18 protein-coding genes are annotated in these 19180 nt (G+C 37.2%); 3 read left to right on the top strand and 15 right to left on the bottom strand.

Going from position 1 to position 19180, the window contains the following annotated elements; all coding sequences use genetic code 11:
- Positions 1-35: 35 nt before the first annotated feature.
- The 4 genes from ffh to IGJ55_RS07860 are packed head-to-tail and all read right to left on the bottom strand — an operon-like array spanning position 36 to position 2963.
- Positions 36-1454, bottom strand: a complete 1419-nt coding sequence (ffh, locus tag IGJ55_RS07875) for a signal recognition particle protein (RefSeq protein WP_430608015.1) — start codon at positions 1452-1454, stop codon at positions 36-38.
- 4 nt (positions 1455-1458) lie between these two features.
- Complete coding sequence (locus IGJ55_RS07870; RefSeq protein ID WP_430608013.1) at positions 1459-1797, bottom strand: putative DNA-binding protein; 339 nt, start codon at positions 1795-1797, stop codon at positions 1459-1461.
- Positions 1798-1847: 50 nt separating this feature from the next.
- Positions 1848-2492 (bottom strand): NUDIX hydrolase, encoded by a 645-nt coding sequence (locus IGJ55_RS07865; RefSeq protein ID WP_430608012.1) that lies wholly within the window; start codon positions 2490-2492, stop codon positions 1848-1850.
- Entirely contained in the window at positions 2493-2963 is a 471-nt protein-coding gene (locus tag IGJ55_RS07860) for a DUF523 domain-containing protein (protein WP_430608011.1), read from the bottom strand.
- A 144-nt stretch (positions 2964-3107) separates the two neighbouring features.
- Between IGJ55_RS07860 and IGJ55_RS07855 the strand changes: the two genes are divergently transcribed.
- Positions 3108-3821, top strand: coding sequence for a response regulator transcription factor (locus tag IGJ55_RS07855; protein ID WP_430608009.1), 714 nt, complete (start codon positions 3108-3110; stop codon positions 3819-3821).
- Entirely contained in the window at positions 3818-5578 is a 1761-nt protein-coding gene (locus IGJ55_RS07850) for an ATP-binding protein (RefSeq protein ID WP_430608007.1), read from the top strand. Before IGJ55_RS07855 ends, IGJ55_RS07850 begins: the two co-directional genes overlap by 4 nt.
- 49 nt (positions 5579-5627) lie before the next feature.
- Here the strand turns inward: IGJ55_RS07850 and IGJ55_RS07845 are convergent, their stop codons facing one another.
- Both IGJ55_RS07845 and IGJ55_RS07840 read right to left on the bottom strand, forming a co-directional pair.
- Positions 5628-6536 carry a phosphate ABC transporter substrate-binding protein PstS family protein gene (locus tag IGJ55_RS07845; protein ID WP_069641307.1) on the bottom strand — a complete coding sequence of 303 codons (909 nt, stop codon included), beginning with the start codon at positions 6534-6536 and terminating at the stop codon, positions 5628-5630.
- A gap of 161 nt (positions 6537-6697) precedes the next feature.
- Entirely contained in the window at positions 6698-7870 is a 1173-nt protein-coding gene (locus tag IGJ55_RS07840; RefSeq protein WP_207121630.1) for a pyridoxal phosphate-dependent aminotransferase, read from the bottom strand.
- A gap of 221 nt (positions 7871-8091) precedes the next feature.
- On the opposite strand from IGJ55_RS07840, the gene hisC reads away from it, so the two are divergent.
- Entirely contained in the window at positions 8092-9150 is a 1059-nt protein-coding gene (hisC, locus tag IGJ55_RS07835; protein ID WP_430608005.1) for a histidinol-phosphate transaminase, read from the top strand.
- A gap of 74 nt (positions 9151-9224) precedes the next feature.
- Here the strand turns inward: hisC and IGJ55_RS07830 are convergent, their stop codons facing one another.
- The 9 genes from IGJ55_RS07830 to IGJ55_RS07790 all read right to left on the bottom strand — a co-directional run bounded on the left by IGJ55_RS07830 (position 9225) and on the right by IGJ55_RS07790 (position 19179).
- Positions 9225-9839, bottom strand: a complete 615-nt coding sequence (locus IGJ55_RS07830) for a hypothetical protein (RefSeq protein WP_069641304.1) — start codon at positions 9837-9839, stop codon at positions 9225-9227.
- Positions 9840-9949: 110 nt separating this feature from the next.
- On the bottom strand, positions 9950-10840 hold the full coding sequence (locus tag IGJ55_RS07825) for a LysR family transcriptional regulator (RefSeq protein ID WP_069641303.1): 891 nt from the start codon (positions 10838-10840) through the stop codon (positions 9950-9952).
- A gap of 14 nt (positions 10841-10854) precedes the next feature.
- On the bottom strand, positions 10855-11556 hold the full coding sequence (locus IGJ55_RS07820; protein ID WP_069641302.1) for a carbonic anhydrase family protein: 702 nt from the start codon (positions 11554-11556) through the stop codon (positions 10855-10857).
- 182 nt (positions 11557-11738) lie between these two features.
- A complete protein-coding gene (gene pyrE / locus IGJ55_RS07815; RefSeq protein ID WP_069641301.1) occupies positions 11739-12374 on the bottom strand; it encodes an orotate phosphoribosyltransferase in 636 nt (211 codons plus the stop codon).
- Positions 12371-13090: an orotidine-5'-phosphate decarboxylase gene (pyrF, locus tag IGJ55_RS07810; RefSeq protein WP_207121635.1), complete on the bottom strand. Its 720-nt coding sequence runs from the start codon at positions 13088-13090 to the stop codon at positions 12371-12373. The genes pyrE and pyrF overlap by 4 nt, the downstream gene beginning before the upstream one ends.
- Complete coding sequence (locus IGJ55_RS07805) at positions 13087-14013, bottom strand: dihydroorotate dehydrogenase (protein WP_430608001.1); 927 nt, start codon at positions 14011-14013, stop codon at positions 13087-13089. Before IGJ55_RS07805 ends, pyrF begins: the two co-directional genes overlap by 4 nt.
- Positions 14013-14795 carry a dihydroorotate dehydrogenase electron transfer subunit gene (locus IGJ55_RS07800; protein ID WP_430607999.1) on the bottom strand — a complete coding sequence of 261 codons (783 nt, stop codon included), beginning with the start codon at positions 14793-14795 and terminating at the stop codon, positions 14013-14015. The genes IGJ55_RS07805 and IGJ55_RS07800 overlap by 1 nt, the downstream gene beginning before the upstream one ends.
- Before the next feature lie 125 nt (positions 14796-14920).
- Complete coding sequence (carB, locus tag IGJ55_RS07795; protein ID WP_430607998.1) at positions 14921-18100, bottom strand: carbamoyl-phosphate synthase large subunit; 3180 nt, start codon at positions 18098-18100, stop codon at positions 14921-14923.
- Complete coding sequence (locus IGJ55_RS07790; RefSeq protein WP_429949898.1) at positions 18100-19179, bottom strand: carbamoyl phosphate synthase small subunit; 1080 nt, start codon at positions 19177-19179, stop codon at positions 18100-18102. Before IGJ55_RS07790 ends, carB begins: the two co-directional genes overlap by 1 nt.
- Between the last annotated feature and the right edge of the window lies 1 nt (position 19180).

The following is a 19180-nucleotide window of genomic DNA, read 5'->3' as shown; positions in this document are numbered from 1 at the left end:
AAATCTTTAGATTTTGGACAGCTTTATTTTTGTCTCTATTTTTTCTTCTTTTTCTTCTTCTTGTTTTTCTTCACCATGCGATTCATGGCCATTTTTCCAAGTTTTCCTTTAATACCTCCACCAAGCATTTGATCCATGCCCGGAATATCCATGTTGCCTTTAGACATTTGCTGCATCATTTTTTTAGATTCTTTAAATTGTTTGATCATTCGATTAACTTCAACAACATTATTACCAGAACCAGCAGCAATTCGACGACGGCGGCTTGGATTCAATAAATCCGGATTTTCTCTTTCAGCAGGTGTCATTGAAAGGACCATTGCTTTTTTACGCGCTACATCTTTAGGATCGACTTTGACATTTTCTAAGCCAGGCATATTATTCATGCCGGGAATCATTTTCAATAAATCTTCAATTGGTCCCATCCCCATTACTTGGTCTAGCTGCTCAATAAAATCATTAAAGTCAAAGCTGTTTTCTTTCATTTTTATTGCAAGTTCTTCAGCTTTTTTCTCATCGTAATCTTGTTGGGCTTTTTCAATCAAGGTCAGCATATCGCCCATCCCTAAAATACGGCTGGACATACGATCTGGGTGGAAAATTTCTAAATCGGTTAGTTTTTCACCAGAACCGATAAATTTGATTGGTGCGCCCGTGACAGAACGAATAGAAAGTGCCGCACCGCCTCGCGTATCCCCATCAAGTTTAGTGATCACAACCCCTGTAATTCCTAATTGCTGATTAAAACTATCCGCAACATTGACCGCATCTTGCCCTGTCATTGCATCAACAACAAGCAAAATATCATCTGGTTGTGCGATTTCTTTAATTTGTTTTAGTTCATCCATCAACGTCTCATCAATATGTAGACGTCCAGCCGTATCGATCAGGACATAATCATTTTTCTTTTCTTTGGCTAGTTCCATTCCTTGACGAACAATTTCTACTGGACTAACCTCTGTGCCCATATCAAAAACGGGTACATCTAATTGCTGACCTAATACTTTCAATTGATCAATCGCTGCTGGACGATAAACATCGGCTGCAATCATTAATGGACGAGCCTTTTCTATTTTAATCAAATGATTGGCTAATTTACCACCAAAAGTTGTTTTACCAGCCCCTTGTAGTCCGACCATCATGATCACTGTTGGAATGCGCTCTGACCTGTTCAAACCTACTGTTTCTGAACCTAATGTTGCTGTTAATTCCTCATCAACAATTTTAACGATTTGTTGCGCTGGTGATAGGCTTTCAAGAACCTCGACTCCAACCGCACGTTCACGAACACGCTTGGTAAAATCTTTCACCACTTGTAAATTTACATCGGCTTCTAATAAAGCCAAACGTATTTCTCTCATCATTTCTTTTACGTCAGCTTCAGATACTTTTCCTTTACGACGTAATTTGCTCATTGCCTGTTGTAGGCGATCTGTTAAACTTTCAAAAGCCATAATCTCATTCCTCTACTTCTTGTATTTGTTCTATATATTGGACGATCGTTATATCTTTCGGATAGGTCTCTTTCACGTACTTTTTTAAATTATCTAGTAATTCACCACGTACGATGTAATCAGAAAATAAATGAAGTTTTTTCTCATACTCTTCTAAAATTTTTTCAGTACGCTTAATATTATCATAAACTGCTTGTCGACTGATATCATATTCTTCAGCAATTTCACCTAAAGAAAAATCATCCGCGTAATACATCTCCATATAATTCATTTGTTTTTCGGTCAACAAAGTGGAGTAAAATTCAAATAAAGCATTCATTCGATTGGTTTTTTCAATTTCCATAATTGTTACTCCTATCTTCAATCCCTTTTAGGTTACCGATTTCAGCGTGATTAGTCAATAGTTCTTCTTTGATTTTCAAGGATTTTTTCAAAAGAGACAATCAGTCGGTTATAATAACTTTGTGCATTGGTACAAAAATCTTGCTTAAAAAAGCTCTCTTCCACTACTTCTTGATGTAGATTTTTCTGTCGATACCCAGTTAAAGTCATTTTTGCACTAGGATCATTAAATAGTTTTTTTAAACTAGCCAACGAGATAGAAAATAAGCTATCTACCTCTTCTTCTTGTAATTGAAAATCTCCTAATAAGATTTCTTGTTCTACTAAGTAAACATTTGTAAATTCATTATCAATAAAGTTTTTCAAACAAATTTCAACTGGGAACACACCTAAACATTCCGCTTGATCAATTGTGATCTCAATCCCTAATTCTTCCTTTACTTCTCTAAAACCATCCGTCACAGATTCTTCTGCTAATAAGTGACCAGCGGCGGTAATATCTAATTGATTAGGAAAATCTTTCTTTGTAGCTGAACGCTTTTGAAAATAAATGAAAAGTTCATGTTCTTTTATGATATAAAACCAGCAATGAAATGTTTCATGCCAGAAGCCATAAGTATGCGCCGCTTGTCTTGTTGCGGTACCAATTTGTCGATAATGGCTATCAAACGTTTTTAATACTTCATTTTCTGACATCTAAACTTCCTCACGGTCCATAACAATGCGCCAATCACTTTCTGAAAACACTTCTAGCCCTTTAAGGATAAAATATGCAGCCGCTACTCCTGGCCCGCTTCGATGGTTGCCGGAAAATGTGCCATCGTAAATCGTATTGTTTCCACATGATGGACTGTTTTCTTTCAAAATAATCGTTGTGATCTTTTCTTCCCTCAATTTTTGATAAGCAGTGATTGCTCCTTGTTTAAATAGATCGGTCACATCTTCTCCAGTATTCGTCAAAACTTGTGCAGTATCATTCCACACATCAAATCCATCTCCACCAATAATTTCAGCAGGCTCTCTAGGTATTGGCAAGCCTCCTAAAACTTCTGGACAAACCAATATTGCTTGACCACTTGCTACTAATTTTTTTAAAGCTGAGATCTCTTTTGCTTGACCATCATAACGACAACAAACACCACCCAAGCATGCGCTGATTCCAATCATTTACTTCCCTCATTTCAGTCTTCATTATTATACCATTTCTTTTGCTTTGAAAGTAGTTTTAGAAACATTCCATAAAGTTTTTGATACCGAAGGATTTGTGATAAAATGACGTTGTATTCATTTCATATCTAAAGGAGCCAATCAATGAAAAAAGTATTAGTTGTCGATGATGAACCGTCGATTGTAACGTTGTTAACCTTTAATTTAGAAAAAGACGGCTATGAAGTGATGACCGCCTTTGATGGTGCTGTCGGCTATGAACTGGCCTTATCCAACAAATTTGATTTCATTATTTTAGATGTTATGCTGCCCAATATGGATGGTTTAGAAATCACAAAATCATTACGACGAGAAAAAATCGATACACCGATTTTGATCCTGACTGCTAAAGATGATCAAGTTGACAAGATTATCGGGTTAGAAATAGGAGCGGATGATTATTTAACAAAACCATTTAGTCCTAGAGAAGTTTTAGCGAGAATGAAAGCTATTTTTAGACGCTTAACACCAACTTCGACAAAAACAGAAGAGTTTAACGAAATGGTAAAAGCGCCTTTAACATTAGGCGAGATTGTTGTGGATGAACAAAATTATGAAGTGATTGTTCGTGGTCAAAAAATCGAATTGACCCCAAAAGAATTTGAGTTACTGGTCTACTTTATCAAACGTAAAGATCGTGTGATTGACCGTAATACTTTATTAGACCGAATTTGGAATTATGATTTTGCTGGCCAAAGTCGGATTGTTGATGTACATGTCAGCCATCTAAGAGATAAAATTGAAATTGATCCAAAACGCCCTGCCTATTTGATCACCGTTAGAGGTTTTGGTTATCGTTTTCAGGAGCCTAAAAAATGAAAAAAAGACAACGAATTGAATATTTGTTTGTTGGAATCATGATGTTGGCCTTATTTATCGGAAGTGTCTTTTTAACCAATCATTTTTTTAAGCAAGAATTACTTTCTCAACAGGAAGAATATTTACAAAAAAAGGGAATGTTGTTAATTGATCAGCTGTCTCCCAATTTATTTTTGAAACAAGATTTTTCTTCACAAGAAAAAAAACTCATTGATCATTACTCCGTTGATCAAAATGAGCGACTGACGTTGATGAATGCGGCAGGAGAAATTTTTTATGATAGTGTACCGTCTGCACTCCATGAATCACGCCGTAATCGACCTGAAATCAAGGCGATTCTTTCTGGTGCTGATTTTGGTTCTGCTTTAAGAAAAAGTGCAACGTTAAAAGAAGAATTGCTTTATCTAGCATTGCCTGTTCAGGAAAATGGCAAGCTTATCGGTATTATTCGTGTGGCAGAGGAAACAACACAATTTTCTAATAGTATTCAGTCATTTCGCCGCTACATTTTATTTACCTTAGGTATTTTATTTTTGATTATTACTGCATTTGTTTTTTTATTACTGCATCAAAAAAACGAACCTCTCGTTACAGTTTTACCAGTATTAAAAAAAATCGTGAAGTATCCTGATGAAGCTCGTTCTATCATCCAAGATTCTCCAGAGTGGAACGAACTCTATCAAACGGTTAATCTTTTGAGTCAGCAAATGAGCCAAACGTATTTAGCATATACCTCAACCGATGAACAATTCCATGCGTTGCTGGATGAATTGATGATTGGTGTATTTATTATTGATATTGACGGAAAATTACAATTGATCAATCCTAAAATGACCGATATCTTGATGCTTGATAAGAGTGATGCTGGCAAAGATTATTTTGATGTAATCAAAGAACCTGCACTCATTCATTTGATCCATCATGTTATGACAGAAAAAAACACAGTCCATCAAGAAATCAAACTAACGAACTTATTAAATGAAACGATTCTAGATATGTCTTTACGCTTCATCGAAGAAGATGGCAACGACTATCAAGTCTTAGGGATTGCCTATGATTTAACTCGTGTTCGGCAATTAGAAAAAATGCAAAAAGATTTTGTAAGCAATGTTTCTCATGAATTAAAAACGCCCGTTACTTCTCTTCTAGGTTTTACAGAAACTTTATTAGATGGTGCCAAAGAAGATCCTGAAACACTGACACAGTTTTTAGAAATCATGCAAAAAGATGCTTTGCGTCTGCAACAATTGATTCAAGAAATTTTACAGCTTTCACGAGATGGAAAAAATATAACCTATGATGATCAGCAAGTGATGTTATTTTCTTTCACGCAAGAAATTCTGAGCTCCTATCGTAAAACAATTAAAGAGAAGAATTTGAAAATAACCATTTTAGGAGCAGATACTCTCACATATACAACAAAATATGAACTCTTTTACCCTATTGTTAAAAATTTGATTGAAAATGCGATTCAGTACTCTAAAACTGGTGGAACGATTACAATTGATTTTGGCTATAAAGAACAATTCTTTTTTATGGTGAAAGATAGCGGAATTGGGATTAGTACAAAAGATCAAGAACGGATTTTTGAACGGTTTTATCGAGTCGATAAAGCAAGAAGCCGACATTCTGGCGGTACAGGTTTAGGTTTATCGATCGTTCATAATTATACTGAACTACTAGGAGGCACCGTAACAATAGTTAGTCATTTAGGGTTAGGTTCAACTTTTACCGTAAACTTACCCAAAACAACGTAAAAAAAAAGGCGAATGTTTTTCACATTCAGCCTTTTTTGTTTGAGAAAATCTATTTCGTTGTAATCGCTCCAGAGACATCTCTTTCAACTTTCATCCCTGTCATCGGTAAGTAACCTAACTCTTTGACAACACCATCTTGTACCTCATCTGACAGCATATAATCTAAGAAGGCTTTGACATTATCATCAGGCTGCCCTTTGGTGTACATATGTTCATATGACCAAATTTTCCAAGAGTTGTCTGCAACATTCTCTTCTGTTGGTTTTACATCATCTATACTTAACGCTGTGGTAGAATCGTCCATATAAGAAAAAGCGAGGTAGCTGATGGCACCTGGTGTTTGTGCGACGATTTGGCGAACAGTTCCTGATGAATCTTGCTCTTGTGATTGTACAGCACTAGCTCCATCCAAGCCCCACTTTTCAAATGTTGCTCTTGTCCCACTTCCGCTTGGACGATTAATTACTGCAATTTCTTGATCTTTACCACCAAGCTCTTTCCAATTTTTTGTTTTTCCAGTAAAAATAGCGATCAGCTCTTGTTTACTGATATTATTTACCCCTACTTCTTTATTAACAACTGGTCCCATACCTACGACAGCAACACGATGATCAACAAGCTTAGACGCATCGACGCCAGATTTTTCTTCTGCAAAAACATCTGAATTTCCAATGGTAACAGCTCCATCGCTAACTTGAGAAAGTCCAGTGCCGCTGCCTCCACCTTGGACAGATATCGTATAGTTGGGGTGCTCCACAACAAATTGATCTTTTGCCGCATCGACTAAAGGTTGTAATGCAGTAGACCCAACCGCCACGATTTTAACAGGTTCGCTGTTATTACTCGCGCTATCTTTCAATTTATTATTACTCTCACCAGTTGCGGCACCTTGATTGCCACAACCTGCGATTAAAAGTCCTACACTTAAAACTACTGCCGATAATAAACGTTTCTTCATTCCTACACGTCCTTTTCAATTAGTTACAAGCTTAGTTTAGCAATTGGATGTTAAGTCTACTTCAACGTTCTGTAAATAATGAGTAAAGGAATGTAAAGCTTTTGTGTACTAAAAAAGTAGCACAAAACTAAAATCTAGTTTCATACTACTTTTTTATGTGTTTAATCTAGTGCGCTGATCATATAGTTCCCAATTCTATCCATCGCTTCTCTTAATGTATCAAAATCAGCTGCATAGCTGATTCGGACATAGCCTTCAGCCTCTTTACCAAAAGCAACACCTGGAATAATCGCAATGGCTTGCTTTTGGGCTAAATCTACACAAAATTTCATCGAATCTTGTTCGTAACCTTTGGGAATCTTAGCAAAAATATAAAAAGCACCATTAGGTCGAGCTACTTCAAAACCAAAAGATGTCATTTGTTCATACACAAAATCTCGCCGTTTACGGTATTCTTTTTTCATAACAGCTGCATCATCCATCCCCTCTATTAAGGCTCGAACAGCTGCTTTTTGTGAAATGGTGGATGCTGCTGTAACTAAGTATTGATGCACTTTAATGATTTCAGTAATCAACTGCTCAGGACCAAAAATAAAGCCGATTCTCCAGCCAGTCATTGCATGAGATTTTGATAGACCATTGATCAAAATTGTTTGATCTGGAATAAATTCAGCAATTGATACATGTTGCTCATCATAGGTCAACTCACTATATATTTCATCACTGATCACAAAAATCGGATAATTTTTCAGAACATCTGCAATGGCCTTCACTTCTTGTCGATCATAGGTAACACCTGTTGGATTACTTGGATAGTTTAAAATAATGGCTTTCACTTGGTTACCGTGCTCTACCATTGCGGCTTCAATCATTTCAGGAGTCAACACAAACTGGTTTGAGGTGGTATCAATATATATCGGTTCTGCTTGCGCCAGAGTAATGACAGGTTCATATCCTGGATAGATCGGAGCGGGTAATAAGACTTTATCTCCAGGCTCTAAAATAGATAATAGGCTTGCTGAAATAGCCTCAGTTGCTCCAACTGTCACTAAAACTTCTGATGTTGGTTTGTAGGATAAATTGTATTTTTCTTTGATAAAAAAAGTGGCGGCTTCACGTACATCCGTTAACCCTGCCATACCAGAATAATGGGAAAAATTATTTTTAATGGCATCATGAGCTGCCGTTTTTACATGGTCAGGCGTATTAAAATCCGGTTCTCCCAATGTCAATTTTATGATTCCTCTAATATCCGATACTTGTTCATCAAATTGACGAATCATTGAAACAGCGATCTTGTCTACTTGTTTATTAAATCTTTTTGTTAAATCCATGTAACCCTCTCCTCTTAACTGCTGATCCAACGTTCAAACTGCTGAGATCAAAGCGCTAGTATAGTCATCCTAAATTTATTAATGGATTTATAATAGCATAATTCAAGCGAAAATGAAATTTGTATTTCAAAAAACACTATTTTCTTTTCAAATTCACAGATTATACTTGCTAAACGTTTTAGTCTTCTTTATAGTTATAAGAAACGAAGGGAGCCAGCTAAATGAAAGGTATTAGAAAAATCACCCCCTATGTTCCTGGAGAGCAGCCCAATTACTCAGATATGATCAAATTAAATACAAATGAGAACCCTTACCCGCCCTCACCAAAAGTGAAGGCTGCCTTAAATAATTTTGATACTGAACAATTAAAACGATATAGCTCTATCAATAATCCGGATGTAAAAGCCGCTTTAGCAACTAAACATGGGTTATCGCCAAAGCATTTTATCATTGGTAATGGGTCTGATGAAGTCTTGGCTTTCTGTTTTCTTGCTTTTTTTAACAGTTCAGACCCACTTTTATTTCCTGATATCACCTATGGTTTTTACAAAGTTTGGGCTGATTTGTTCCACATTCCTTATAGAGAGTTGCCTTTGAATGAACAATTTGCTATTGATTTAAAGGACTATACACAAACAAATGGCGGCATCATTATTGCGAATCCAAATGCGCCAACAGGGCTATTCAAGCCAATTGCCGAAATAAAACAATTATTGGAAATGAATCCAGATGTCATCGTAATTATTGATGAGGCCTATATTGATTTTGCAACTGAATCCGCAGTTTCGTTGCTTGATAACTATCCAAACTTAGTAATCGTTCGAACCTTATCTAAGTCCAGTTCTTTAGCAGGATTGCGTGTGGGCTATGCAATTGGCAACCCCATCTATATCCAAGTTGTCGAAAGTATAAAATCATCTTTTAATCCCTATTCTGTTGATATGTTAGCTGAATGTTTAGCTGTGGCAGCGCTTGAGGATGATACATACTATACAAAAATAACGAATAAGATTTGTGAAACTCGAAACTGGTTCACAACGAGCATTAGTAATCTAGGATTTCAGGCGTTATCTTCACAAACGAATTTTATACTTTTAACTCATCCAGACATAGTAATAACAGAGCTTTACCACTATCTGGAGAGCCAAGACGTTTTTGTTCGTTATTTCTCTACTATTGACCGTTTGAAAAATTATTTAAGAGTATCTATTGGAACACAAGAAGAAATGGAAAAAGTCCAGCAATTACTCGTTAATTATTTACAAAATAATGATAAATGATAAATTGTTGGATGCTTACCAGTATTTAGACCATAAAAAAATCACCCTAATCCAGGATGATTTTTTAGGGTCTATTATTTTGTGACATCTTTAATAGAATCCAACACAGATTCTAATTCTTTTCCATACTTATCTTTCTTACTATTCATTGTCCAAGCCATTCTTTGAGCGTAGTGACCAGCATCTGACGCAACGACATCATAGACATAGTAGGCCTTCATTCCGTCAACTTTAGCCGTTATGAAACGACGTGTACCTTTCCAGCCATTAAGATCGATTGGTTTTTCCGTTTCTTCTACAACATCTAAAGAAAACTCAATGGCTTCTTTATATCCGTCAAATCCATCATAATCTTCTTCGGATTCACTTAAAACTGCCAAATAAAGAGATTTCTCTTCATTTTCAAGACCTATGTCAGCTTCATCGTTTAAATCGGTTGGTTCAATTTCTTCCCATCCATCAGGTAGCTGAACGGAAAATGTTCCGTTTTCAGTTTCAATCACTTCTTCAGATGCTTCTACCGTTGTTTTAGTCGAAGAATCGTCTTTTGCTTTGATTGGGTCTTTTTTCTTTTCAATTTTTTCAGAGTGCTTCACTTCTTGGCTCTCTTTTGCGACTGTACCACAACCGGTTAAAAGAACCCCTAATCCCAAAACAATGACAGCTTTTTCTAGTTGTTTTCTTTTCATTTGTAACTCCCCTTTACTCCTACAAAATAAAATCGGCTCATAAAGCCAATTAAATCGATTATAAATCATTACAAGTGAACATACAATACAAAATAAATCCACAACAGAGTTTAAAATAATTGCTTCAACTCTTTAATAAAGTATTGTCCAATCGTACTGATTGTTCTATTTTTTTGAGATAAAACACAGATTTTATTGTTTGGACTTTCAGCTAGTGGAACTAAACGAATTTCTTTTTTGGTAAAACCAGTGACAACACCTGAACCTGAAGCATACGCATCGGTTTCCACCAGTAAATTCATCAGGGTACCGCGATCATTTGTATAAATCACCGTTTCTTGTTCTTGATTTTCAATGAGATCTTCTGAAAAATAAGCAAAATTACTCCCTTCTTGCGTAAAACGAACTTGAGGATAACAACATAATTGTTCTAATTCGATTTTAGTTTGTTTCGCCAGGGGATGGTTTCTACCAAGAAAAATATGTGTTTTAAAACTTCCAACAACATCATACGTTAAATTTGCTTGTTCTAAATACCGCTCAATGCCCGATTGATTTTGATTGTTTAAATAAATAATTCCAAGCTCACTATGATAACTTTTCACATCTTCGATAACTTTCAGCGTTGTTGTTTCGAACACACGAAAATTTTTATATTGATCTTTGAATTGTTGGATCACTTTTCCCATTACTTCTCCTAAAAAATCATAATGTTGAGAAGAAATTGAAAAACGTTCGCTCTTCGTTACTTCTTGATAGCGATTTTCTATCATTTCCATCTGGGTCAAGATTTTTTCAGCGTGCTCTAAAAAAGTCAACCCTTCTTCAGTCAAGGAAGCTCCTTTATTCGTGCGGATAAATAAAGTGACACCGATTTCTTCTTCAAGCTCACGAATACCATTTGACAGACTGGGTTGAGTAATAAAGAGTTTTTTCGCCGCTTCTCTAAAACTACCATTGTTTGCAACAGCCACAACATATTTCATTTGTTGGATATTCATCGTTTTCCTCCACTTTATTCAGAAAAATAGATTTTGCGTCCATTCAGCGCTTGAACTGGACGATTATTGAATTTCAGCATCCCTTCATCGATCCGTTCAAAAAAATCACGATCCATTTCTTGGATAGTATCGAAAACAAACCAATGGACAGGTCCTTTTGTTGGTGGTGTTGTTAGTGACCCTAAATAATGAAAATGAGTTTTTTGTTCAGGTAAAAATATCGACGGATCGAACCATTGTTGGTGCGTTTCTAAGTTCCATTCAATCGTTGAACGCTTTTTTGAAAATTTATTGTCATGTGTTGTGATTGTAAACAAACAGCCCACAACCAAATTCTCACCAGAATTATTCATATGAACCAGATGAAACTCCAATGGCGAATGTTCTCCATCAAAAGTATGCTCACTTGGAGTATGGAAATGGATATCTGTTAAATAATATTTTTCCTCTTCAAAAATGACATAACTTTCTGTATTTGGCGGAACAAAGTGAAACGTATTTTTAAATTCTTTTTCTGTAAATTCTTCTGTTTTATAACAAAAATCAATTGCACGATTCGCAGATTGACCATTGACTAAGTCGTTCGATAAATTAATTGGTGATTGATAGGGATATTTGGCACCTGTTGAAAACCAATCACATAATGTGTGCCAATGATCTGGGCCAAGTTCCCCTTCATAGCCCCACTCTACATCCATATTTCGAATATTTCTCATCAAACCCCACCTTCTGATTTTATCATTTGAATAACTGTAGCTTATTTAGAATCAACAGTCAATTTTCAAAACTTTTTTGACATTTTTGGTAATCAAAGTATAGCATACATGGATAATTCGTGAAATCATGAAAAAACATGATCTTTGAAAAATGATCAAAAATCATGCTTGAATTCTCTTATTTATCCTATTAACCAATTTTGCGGATCTTGTTTCCAATTTTTTAATAATACAACATCTTTTTCTTCAATGTAGTTTGATTCTAAAGCTGCCTCAATCAGTGTTGAATAATTAGTCAATGTAAGCAGATCCATCTTGTGTTCTTCAAAATTTTCTTTGCCTTTAGGTAATTCATACGTAAAGATCGCAGCAACGCCTAAGACTTCGGCACCTTCACGTTTTGCTGCATCAGCTGCTTCCAATACACTGCCACCAGTTGAAATTAAATCCTCAATAATGACCATTTTTTGACCTTTGAAAATTCGGCCCTCAATTTGATTGCCTTTGCCATGTTCTTTTGCTTTACTACGAATATACACCATTGGTAAATCTAAAATATCTGCTACCCATGCTGCATGAGGAATTCCTGCTGTAGCTGTTCCAGCAATCACTTGTACATCGGGAAATGCTGTTTTTATTTTATCAGCAAGTCCTTTGGCGATATCTTTACGGACAACAGGATAACTCATTGTTATTCGATTATCACAATAGATTGGACTCTTGATTCCGCTCGCCCAAGTAAAGGGTTCATTTGGACTTAAAAATACTGCTTCAATTTCTAATAAATCTTTGGCGATGATTTTTGCTAATTCGGTCATTGGTTTACTCCATTCCATTCATTTTTGATCTGTTGATAGGCTTTATAGGGTGCTTTAGCTTGTGTGATGGGGCGACCAACTACGATATAAGTTGAACCCATTTTTTTAGCGTTTGTCGGCGTCACAATGCGTTTCTGATCTCCTACAGCACTACCGCTTGGACGAATGCCCGGCGTTAAACAAATAAATTCTTCACTCGTTGCACTATGGATATCTTGTGCTTCTAAAGCAGAGCACACAACTCCAACTAATCCTGCTTGTTCAGCACATTTTGCATAATGGATCACGCTATCTTGTAATGAGACTTTGATCAATTGATCTTGTTGCATTTCAGTTTCACTTGTTGAAGTCAATTGAGTAACAGCAATCAGTAGAGGAACCTCTGCACCTTCTTTTGTTCCCTTTAACAAACCTGCTTTGGCCGCAGCCATCATTTTTACACCACCTGCTGCATGAACATTCGTCATATCAACACCAAGCTTAGCTAAGCCGATCATTGCCTTTTCAACAGTATTTGGTATATCGTGCAACTTTAAATCAAGAAAAACAGAATGGCCTAATGTTTTTAGCCAACGAACAATTTCTGGTCCTTCTTGATAAAACAATTCCATCCCTACTTTAACAAAAAGTGACTCTTTAACAGGGAAATTTTCTAAAAAACTTTCTACTTCAACTTTTGAAGGGAAATCTAATGCGATGATTGGTCGTTGACTCATTGATTTTTTGCCTCCCTGACTTCTTTGATCAATTGTTCTAATGATTCGATCCCTAGTTCCGCCATTCGTATTGGTAATGCCTCAATTAGTTTAGGACAAATATAAGGATCCGTAAAATTGGCCGTTCCAACAGCGACTGCACTTGCTCCAGCCATAAACATTTCTAAAACATCATCTACTGTTTGAACACCACCCATACCAATAATCGGCAAGTTGGAAATCTGAGAGACCTGATGAATTAGACGAATCGCAACTGGCTTAATCGCAGGACCTGATAATCCTCCAGTTTGATTCGCTAGGATTGGACGACGTGTTTTTAAATCAATCCGCATCCCTAAGAGCGTATTGATCATTGAAAAACCATCTGCTCCACCAGCTTCTATGGCTTGTGCGATTGAAACAATATCTGTCACATTCGGAGAAAGTTTTACGTAAATCGGAACAGTCGAGACCTTTTTTACGGCTTGAGTCAACTGAAATGCGACATCTGGATCCGTTCCAAAAGCGATCCCGCCATGTTTAACATTGGGACAAGAAATATTTAATTCAATGGCTTTGACATTCGGCGCGTCACCAATTTTACTGCAAACTTCAACATAATCTTCTTCACAAGCCCCTGCAACATTGGCAATGATCGGTACATCATATGCTTCTAAAGCTGGGAGTTTGGTCGTCATAACCACATCCAATCCTGGATTTTGTAGTCCAATGGCATTCAGCATTCCACTAGGTGTTTCTGCAACTCGTGGTGTTGCATTACCAAAGCGGGCTTGAGGAGTCGTTGCTTTGATCATGATCGATCCTAACTTACCTAGATCATAATATTGAGCATATTCTTCACCAAAACCAAAACAGCCACTAGCAGGGATGATTGGATTTTTCAATGCTAAACCAGGAATATTGATTGCTAAAGGATTGTTCATTATAATACCACCTCACTGGCTCTAAAAATTGGCCCTTCATCACACACTTTAACACTTTTAGTGCCAGTTTCATCATCTGGTACATGACAAACACAAGCGTAACAAACGCCCATGCCACAAGCCATGCGTTGCTCTAAAGATAGAAAAACGTTTGGATTATCTGAAAAGACTTGAGCAACCATTTTTAACATACCGTTTGCACCGCACGCATAAACAGCGTCAGGCTCTTCTTTTTTTATTGCTTCTAATAAAAGGTTACCCACATTTCCTTCAACACCAAACGAACCATCATCTGTTGCAAAACGTGTTTCCCCTAAATCAATGAATTCATCTTGAAAATAAGCAACTTCTTTAGAAGCATAGCCAAGAAAATGGATGACTTCGATACCTTTTTGTTTTAGTTGCTTTGATAATTCATACATTGGCGGAATCCCAATTCCGCCGCCGATGACATATGCTTTTTGACCAGCTGCTATACAGTCAACATCAAATCCATTCCCCAAAGGTCCCATAACATCTAAAGTATCACCCGATACTAACTCTGAAAAAACTTTTGTCCCATCTCCATCTGTACGATAAATGATGGTGCATGTTTTTGCTTGCTTATCTATTTGATTGATACTGATTGGGCGTCTTAAAAGCATATCTGCTCTAGGCACTTTTATATGGATGAATTGCCCTGGCTTTTCCATTTCATTAACTAAATCACCTGTTAAGGTCATTTGAAAAATTCTAGGCGCTAATTGTTGTTGAGAGATGATCGTCATTATTTCTTGTTTCATGTATGTTTCTCCTTTACAACGTTATTAATGTAGTAAAAATGTCTAAGATAAGCGAAAACTTGTAACAAACAGTAATGAATTGGTTCTCAGAGTAAACACTTTTATTTCATTTTAACCTTTTCAAATTAAATCGGCTCTGATGAAAATGCTCGTGATTCTAACACTTTTAAGATAGCTTCTGCTGTGTCTAGTGAAGTAAACAATGGAACGCCATGCTCGACAGCCTCGCGACGAATCAGAAATCCATCTTGATTTAAATCTGATCTATTTTTATCCATCGTATTCACCACAACTTGCGCCTCTCCGCTACGAATAAGATCAAGAACTGTTTCACCGCCTTGATTGATTTTAAGAACGGATTTGACCTGTAAGCCATAGCTTTCCAAAAATTCTGCAGTTCCTTGTGTTGCAATCAGGCTATAGCCGATTGCATTGAAACGTTTCGCCAAAAACAGTGCTTCTGCTTTCGTTTCGTCTGCAATCGTAAACAAGACTGCACCAAAACTTGGCAAATGAAGACCAGATGCTTCAAATGCTTTGTACAAGGCCTTTTCTAAACTATAATCAGAACCCATCACTTCACCTGTCGATTTCATTTCAGGTCCTAAATACGTATCGACTTTTTGTAGTTTTGTAAAAGAAAATACTGGGGCTTTAATGTGTACCTGCTGACTTTCTGGATACAAGCCATCTTGATAGTTTAGATCTTTTAATTTTTGACCGAGAATTACTTTAGTAGCCACTTGAGCCATTGGAATTCCTGTAATCTTGCTTAAAAATGGAACTGTCCGGCTAGCCCGCGGATTGACTTCTATTACGTACACTTTTTCCTCATGAATCACGAATTGAATATTCATCATCCCGATACAATTTAACCCGATCGCCAATTTTTTTGTATAATCAGCAATTGTTTTCTGGATCTCTTTTGATAAGTTTTGTGGTGGATAAACCGCCATTGAATCTCCTGAATGAACACCCGCACGTTCAATATGTTCCATAATGCCCGGTATTAAAACGGTTTGCCCATCACAAATTGCATCAACTTCACATTCTTTTCCTAAAAGATAACGATCCACCAAGACTGGATGCTCTGGTGAAGCTTTTACCGCGTTACGCATATAATCTTCTAGGTCCTTTCGGTTTTCTACGATTTCCATCGCACGCCCACCAAGTACATAACTTGGTCGAACCAAGACAGGATAGCCAATTTTATTTGCCACAGCTACTGCTTCTTTTGCACTAGTTGCCGTATCTCCCAGAGGTTGAGGAATATCTAATTCTTGTAACGCTTGTTCAAATAAATCTCGGTTTTCCGCCCGATCTAAATCTTCGATGGACGTTCCTAAGATTTTGACCCCTTGCTTGACTAGCGGCTCTGCCAAGTTTATGGCTGTTTGCCCACCAAACTGTACGATAACGCCTGTTGGTTGTTCTAATTCAATGACATTCATCACATCTTCTAAAGTCAATGGTTCAAAATAGAGTTTATCAGAAATCGAGAAATCTGTTGAGACGGTCTCCGGATTACTATTCATAATAATGGCTTCAAACCCTGCTTCTTGAATCGCTTTAACTGAGTGAACCGTTGCATAATCAAATTCCACACCTTGGCCAATCCTAATTGGCCCTGAACCTAGAACTAATACTGAAGGCTTTTCAGAACGAATACTTTCATTTTCAAATTCGTAAGTGCCATAAAAATAAGGCGTTTGAGACTCGAATTCTGCGGCGCAAGTATCAACCATTTTATAAACGGGCAAAACTTTTTGTTCATGGCGATAATCCGTAACTTCTTGTTCGGTCATCTGCCATAGTTCAGCAATTTTTCGATCAGTGAAACCATTTTGCTTGGCTTCTTTCAGCGTGTCAAGGTCCTTGATATTTTCTTGTAGTGCAGTTTCTAATTCAACAATATGCAGCAGTTTATCGAGGAAAAATAAATCGATCTTAGTAAGTGTTGCCAACTCTTCGATTGTGTAATTGCGTCTAATTGCTTCTGATAAATAGAACAATCGATCATCTTGTGCTTTCACGATTTTCTCAGTCAATAATTCGTCGCTAACATCTTGCAGCTCTTTTAATTCATTATGATAGGCCCCAATTTCAAGTGAACGAACAGCTTTCAGCAACGATTCTTCAATATTTCGACCGATTGCCATGACTTCTCCTGTTGCTTTCATTTGCGTTCCTAAGCGACGTTCGCCCTTTTCAAATTTATCAAAAGGCCAGCGCGGGATTTTCGCTACCACATAATCTAAGGCTGGCTCAAATTCTGCATAAGTCGTTTCTGTGACTGGATTTTTCATCTCATCCAAAGTCAGACCAACTGCGATTTTAGCAGCTAATTTCGCGATAGGATAACCGGTTGCTTTGCTAGCCAAGGCCGATGAACGAGAAACACGTGGATTTACTTCGATGACATAATAATTGAAGCTATGAGGATCAAGAGCTAATTGGACGTTACAGCCACCTTCTATTTTTAATGCCCGAATAATTTTCAAAGATGCATCACGAAGCATTTGGTATTCATGGTCTGATAAGGTTTGACTTGGGGCAAAAACAATCGAATCCCCTGTATGAATTCCTACAGGATCAAAATTTTCCATGTTACAAACAACGATTGCATTATCTGCTGAATCACGCATTACTTCATACTCAATTTCTTTGAAACCAGCTATACTTCTTTCAATTAAGCATTGAGTCACTGGAGATAATTTTAAGCCGTTTTCGGCAATTGTTCTTAGTTCCTCTTCATTATCACACATCCCACCGCCAGTTCCTCCTAAGGTGAAAGCTGGACGAACAATGATAGGATAGCCGATCTTATTTGCAAATTCGACAGCTTGCTCAACAGTATTCACAATGTCACTTTCTGGAATTGGCTGATCTAAATCGTTCATTAATTGTTTAAATAGATCACGATCTTCAGCTTGATCGATCGCATTTAATTTTGTTCCCAATAATTCTACATTCAGTTCATCCAAAATTCCTGAAGCAGCTAGCTCCATCGCCATGTTTAATCCTGTTTGGCCACCTAAGGTAGGTAATAATGCATCTGGGCGCTCTTTTCGTAAAATTCGTGAAACAAACTCTAATGTGATTGGTTCGATATATACTTGATCAGCAATTTCTTTATCAGTCATGATCGTTGCTGGATTTGAGTTGACTAACACAACTTGATAGCCTTCTTCTCTTAAAGCAAGACAAGCCTGCGTGCCTGCATAGTCAAATTCTGCGGCTTGTCCAATGATGATTGGACCGGAACCAATTACCATGATTTTTTTGATATCTATTCTTTTTGGCATTAGTCTTGCTCCTTCCATGCATCCATTAATTCCATAAATTCATCAAACAAATGCAGACCATCATGTGGCCCCGGTGCAGCATCGGGATGATACTGAACAGTGAATGCTGGATACTGACGATGTCTGACGCCTTCAACCGAACCATCATTAACTTCGACATGTGTCACCAGTAATTTCTCAGGATCGACCGTTGCTTCAGCTACTGCATAGCCATGATTCTGTGAAGTAAAATCGATTCTACCTGTCGCCACTTCTCTAACAGGATGATTTAACCCTCGATGACCAAACTTCATCTTGTACGTATCCGCTCCATTTGCTAAGGCAAATAGCTGATGACCTAGGCAAATACCAAAAATCGGTACTTTTCCTTGAATTCCTTGAATCATTTCAATTGCTTCTGGTACATCTTTAGGATCCCCAGGCCCATTTGTCAGCATGACACCATCTGGTGAAAGTTCTAAAATTGTTTCTGCATCTGTGTTATAGGGTAAAACAGTTAAATTGCAATGGCGCTTTGATAATTCCCTTAAAATACTGTGTTTTAAGCCAAAGTCCACTACTACTACATTACGACCAATTCCAGGACTAGGATATGGTTTGGTTGTTGAAACTTGTGCGACTTGATTTTTAGGTAAAACCGTCGCCTTCAACTGATCAAATTCATGAGTCAAATCGTCATCAGCATCTACAAATGCCGCTTTCATCGTCCCGACAGAACGAAGTTTTCTTGTTAAAGCCCGTGTATCAATTCCAGCAATTCCCGGAATACCTTTTCTTTTTAAAAATTCGTCTAGTGACATTTGGGCCCGCCAATTAGAAGCCAAGCGAGCCTGCTCTTTGACTACAACTCCTTTACAAGTTGGAGAAATCGATTCATAATCGTCGCGATTGATACCATAATTACCAACCATTGGGTAAGTAAACGTAATGATCTGACCATTGAAACTTTGGTCAGTGATGGTTTCTTGATAGCCTGTCATACTAGTTGTAAAAACAACTTCTCCAACAACATTAACATCTGCACCAAATGCTTTTCCTTCAAAAACAGTACCGTCTTCTAGTATCAATAATCGCTTCAAA

Source organism: Enterococcus sp. AZ170 (assembly GCF_050545135.1).
GTDB classification, from domain to species: Bacteria; Bacillota; Bacilli; order Lactobacillales; family Enterococcaceae; genus Enterococcus_L; species Enterococcus_L ureilyticus.
This window is presented reverse-complemented; position numbering and strand designations above follow the sequence as displayed.

Excerpts from the sequence above, each read along its gene's own strand:
- IGJ55_RS07870 (WP_430608013.1), bottom strand. The coding sequence starts at position 1,797 with ATGGAAATTGAAAAAACCAATCGAATGAATGCTTTATTTGAATTTTAC.
- IGJ55_RS07865 (WP_430608012.1), bottom strand. The coding sequence starts at position 2,492 with ATGTCAGAAAATGAAGTATTAAAAACGTTTGATAGCCATTATCGACAA.
- ffh (WP_430608015.1), bottom strand. The coding sequence starts at position 1,454 with ATGGCTTTTGAAAGTTTAACAGATCGCCTACAACAGGCAATGAGCAAA.
- IGJ55_RS07840 (WP_207121630.1), bottom strand. The coding sequence starts at position 7,870 with ATGGATTTAACAAAAAGATTTAATAAACAAGTAGACAAGATCGCTGTT.
- IGJ55_RS07860 (WP_430608011.1), bottom strand. The coding sequence starts at position 2,963 with ATGATTGGAATCAGCGCATGCTTGGGTGGTGTTTGTTGTCGTTATGAT.
- IGJ55_RS07830 (WP_069641304.1), bottom strand. The coding sequence starts at position 9,839 with ATGAAAAGAAAACAACTAGAAAAAGCTGTCATTGTTTTGGGATTAGGG.
- IGJ55_RS07850 (WP_430608007.1), top strand. The coding sequence starts at position 3,818 with ATGAAAAAAAGACAACGAATTGAATATTTGTTTGTTGGAATCATGATG.
- pyrF (WP_207121635.1), bottom strand. The coding sequence starts at position 13,090 with ATGAGTCAACGACCAATCATCGCATTAGATTTCCCTTCAAAAGTTGAA.
- IGJ55_RS07825 (WP_069641303.1), bottom strand. The coding sequence starts at position 10,840 with ATGAATATCCAACAAATGAAATATGTTGTGGCTGTTGCAAACAATGGT.
- pyrE (WP_069641301.1), bottom strand. The coding sequence starts at position 12,374 with ATGACCGAATTAGCAAAAATCATCGCCAAAGATTTATTAGAAATTGAA.
- IGJ55_RS07800 (WP_430607999.1), bottom strand. The coding sequence starts at position 14,795 with ATGAAACAAGAAATAATGACGATCATCTCTCAACAACAATTAGCGCCT.
- IGJ55_RS07845 (WP_069641307.1), bottom strand. The coding sequence starts at position 6,536 with ATGAAGAAACGTTTATTATCGGCAGTAGTTTTAAGTGTAGGACTTTTA.
- hisC (WP_430608005.1), top strand. The coding sequence starts at position 8,092 with ATGAAAGGTATTAGAAAAATCACCCCCTATGTTCCTGGAGAGCAGCCC.
- IGJ55_RS07805 (WP_430608001.1), bottom strand. The coding sequence starts at position 14,013 with ATGAACAATCCTTTAGCAATCAATATTCCTGGTTTAGCATTGAAAAAT.
- IGJ55_RS07820 (WP_069641302.1), bottom strand. The coding sequence starts at position 11,556 with ATGAGAAATATTCGAAATATGGATGTAGAGTGGGGCTATGAAGGGGAA.
- IGJ55_RS07855 (WP_430608009.1), top strand. The coding sequence starts at position 3,108 with ATGAAAAAAGTATTAGTTGTCGATGATGAACCGTCGATTGTAACGTTG.
- carB (WP_430607998.1), bottom strand. The coding sequence starts at position 18,100 with ATGCCAAAAAGAATAGATATCAAAAAAATCATGGTAATTGGTTCCGGT.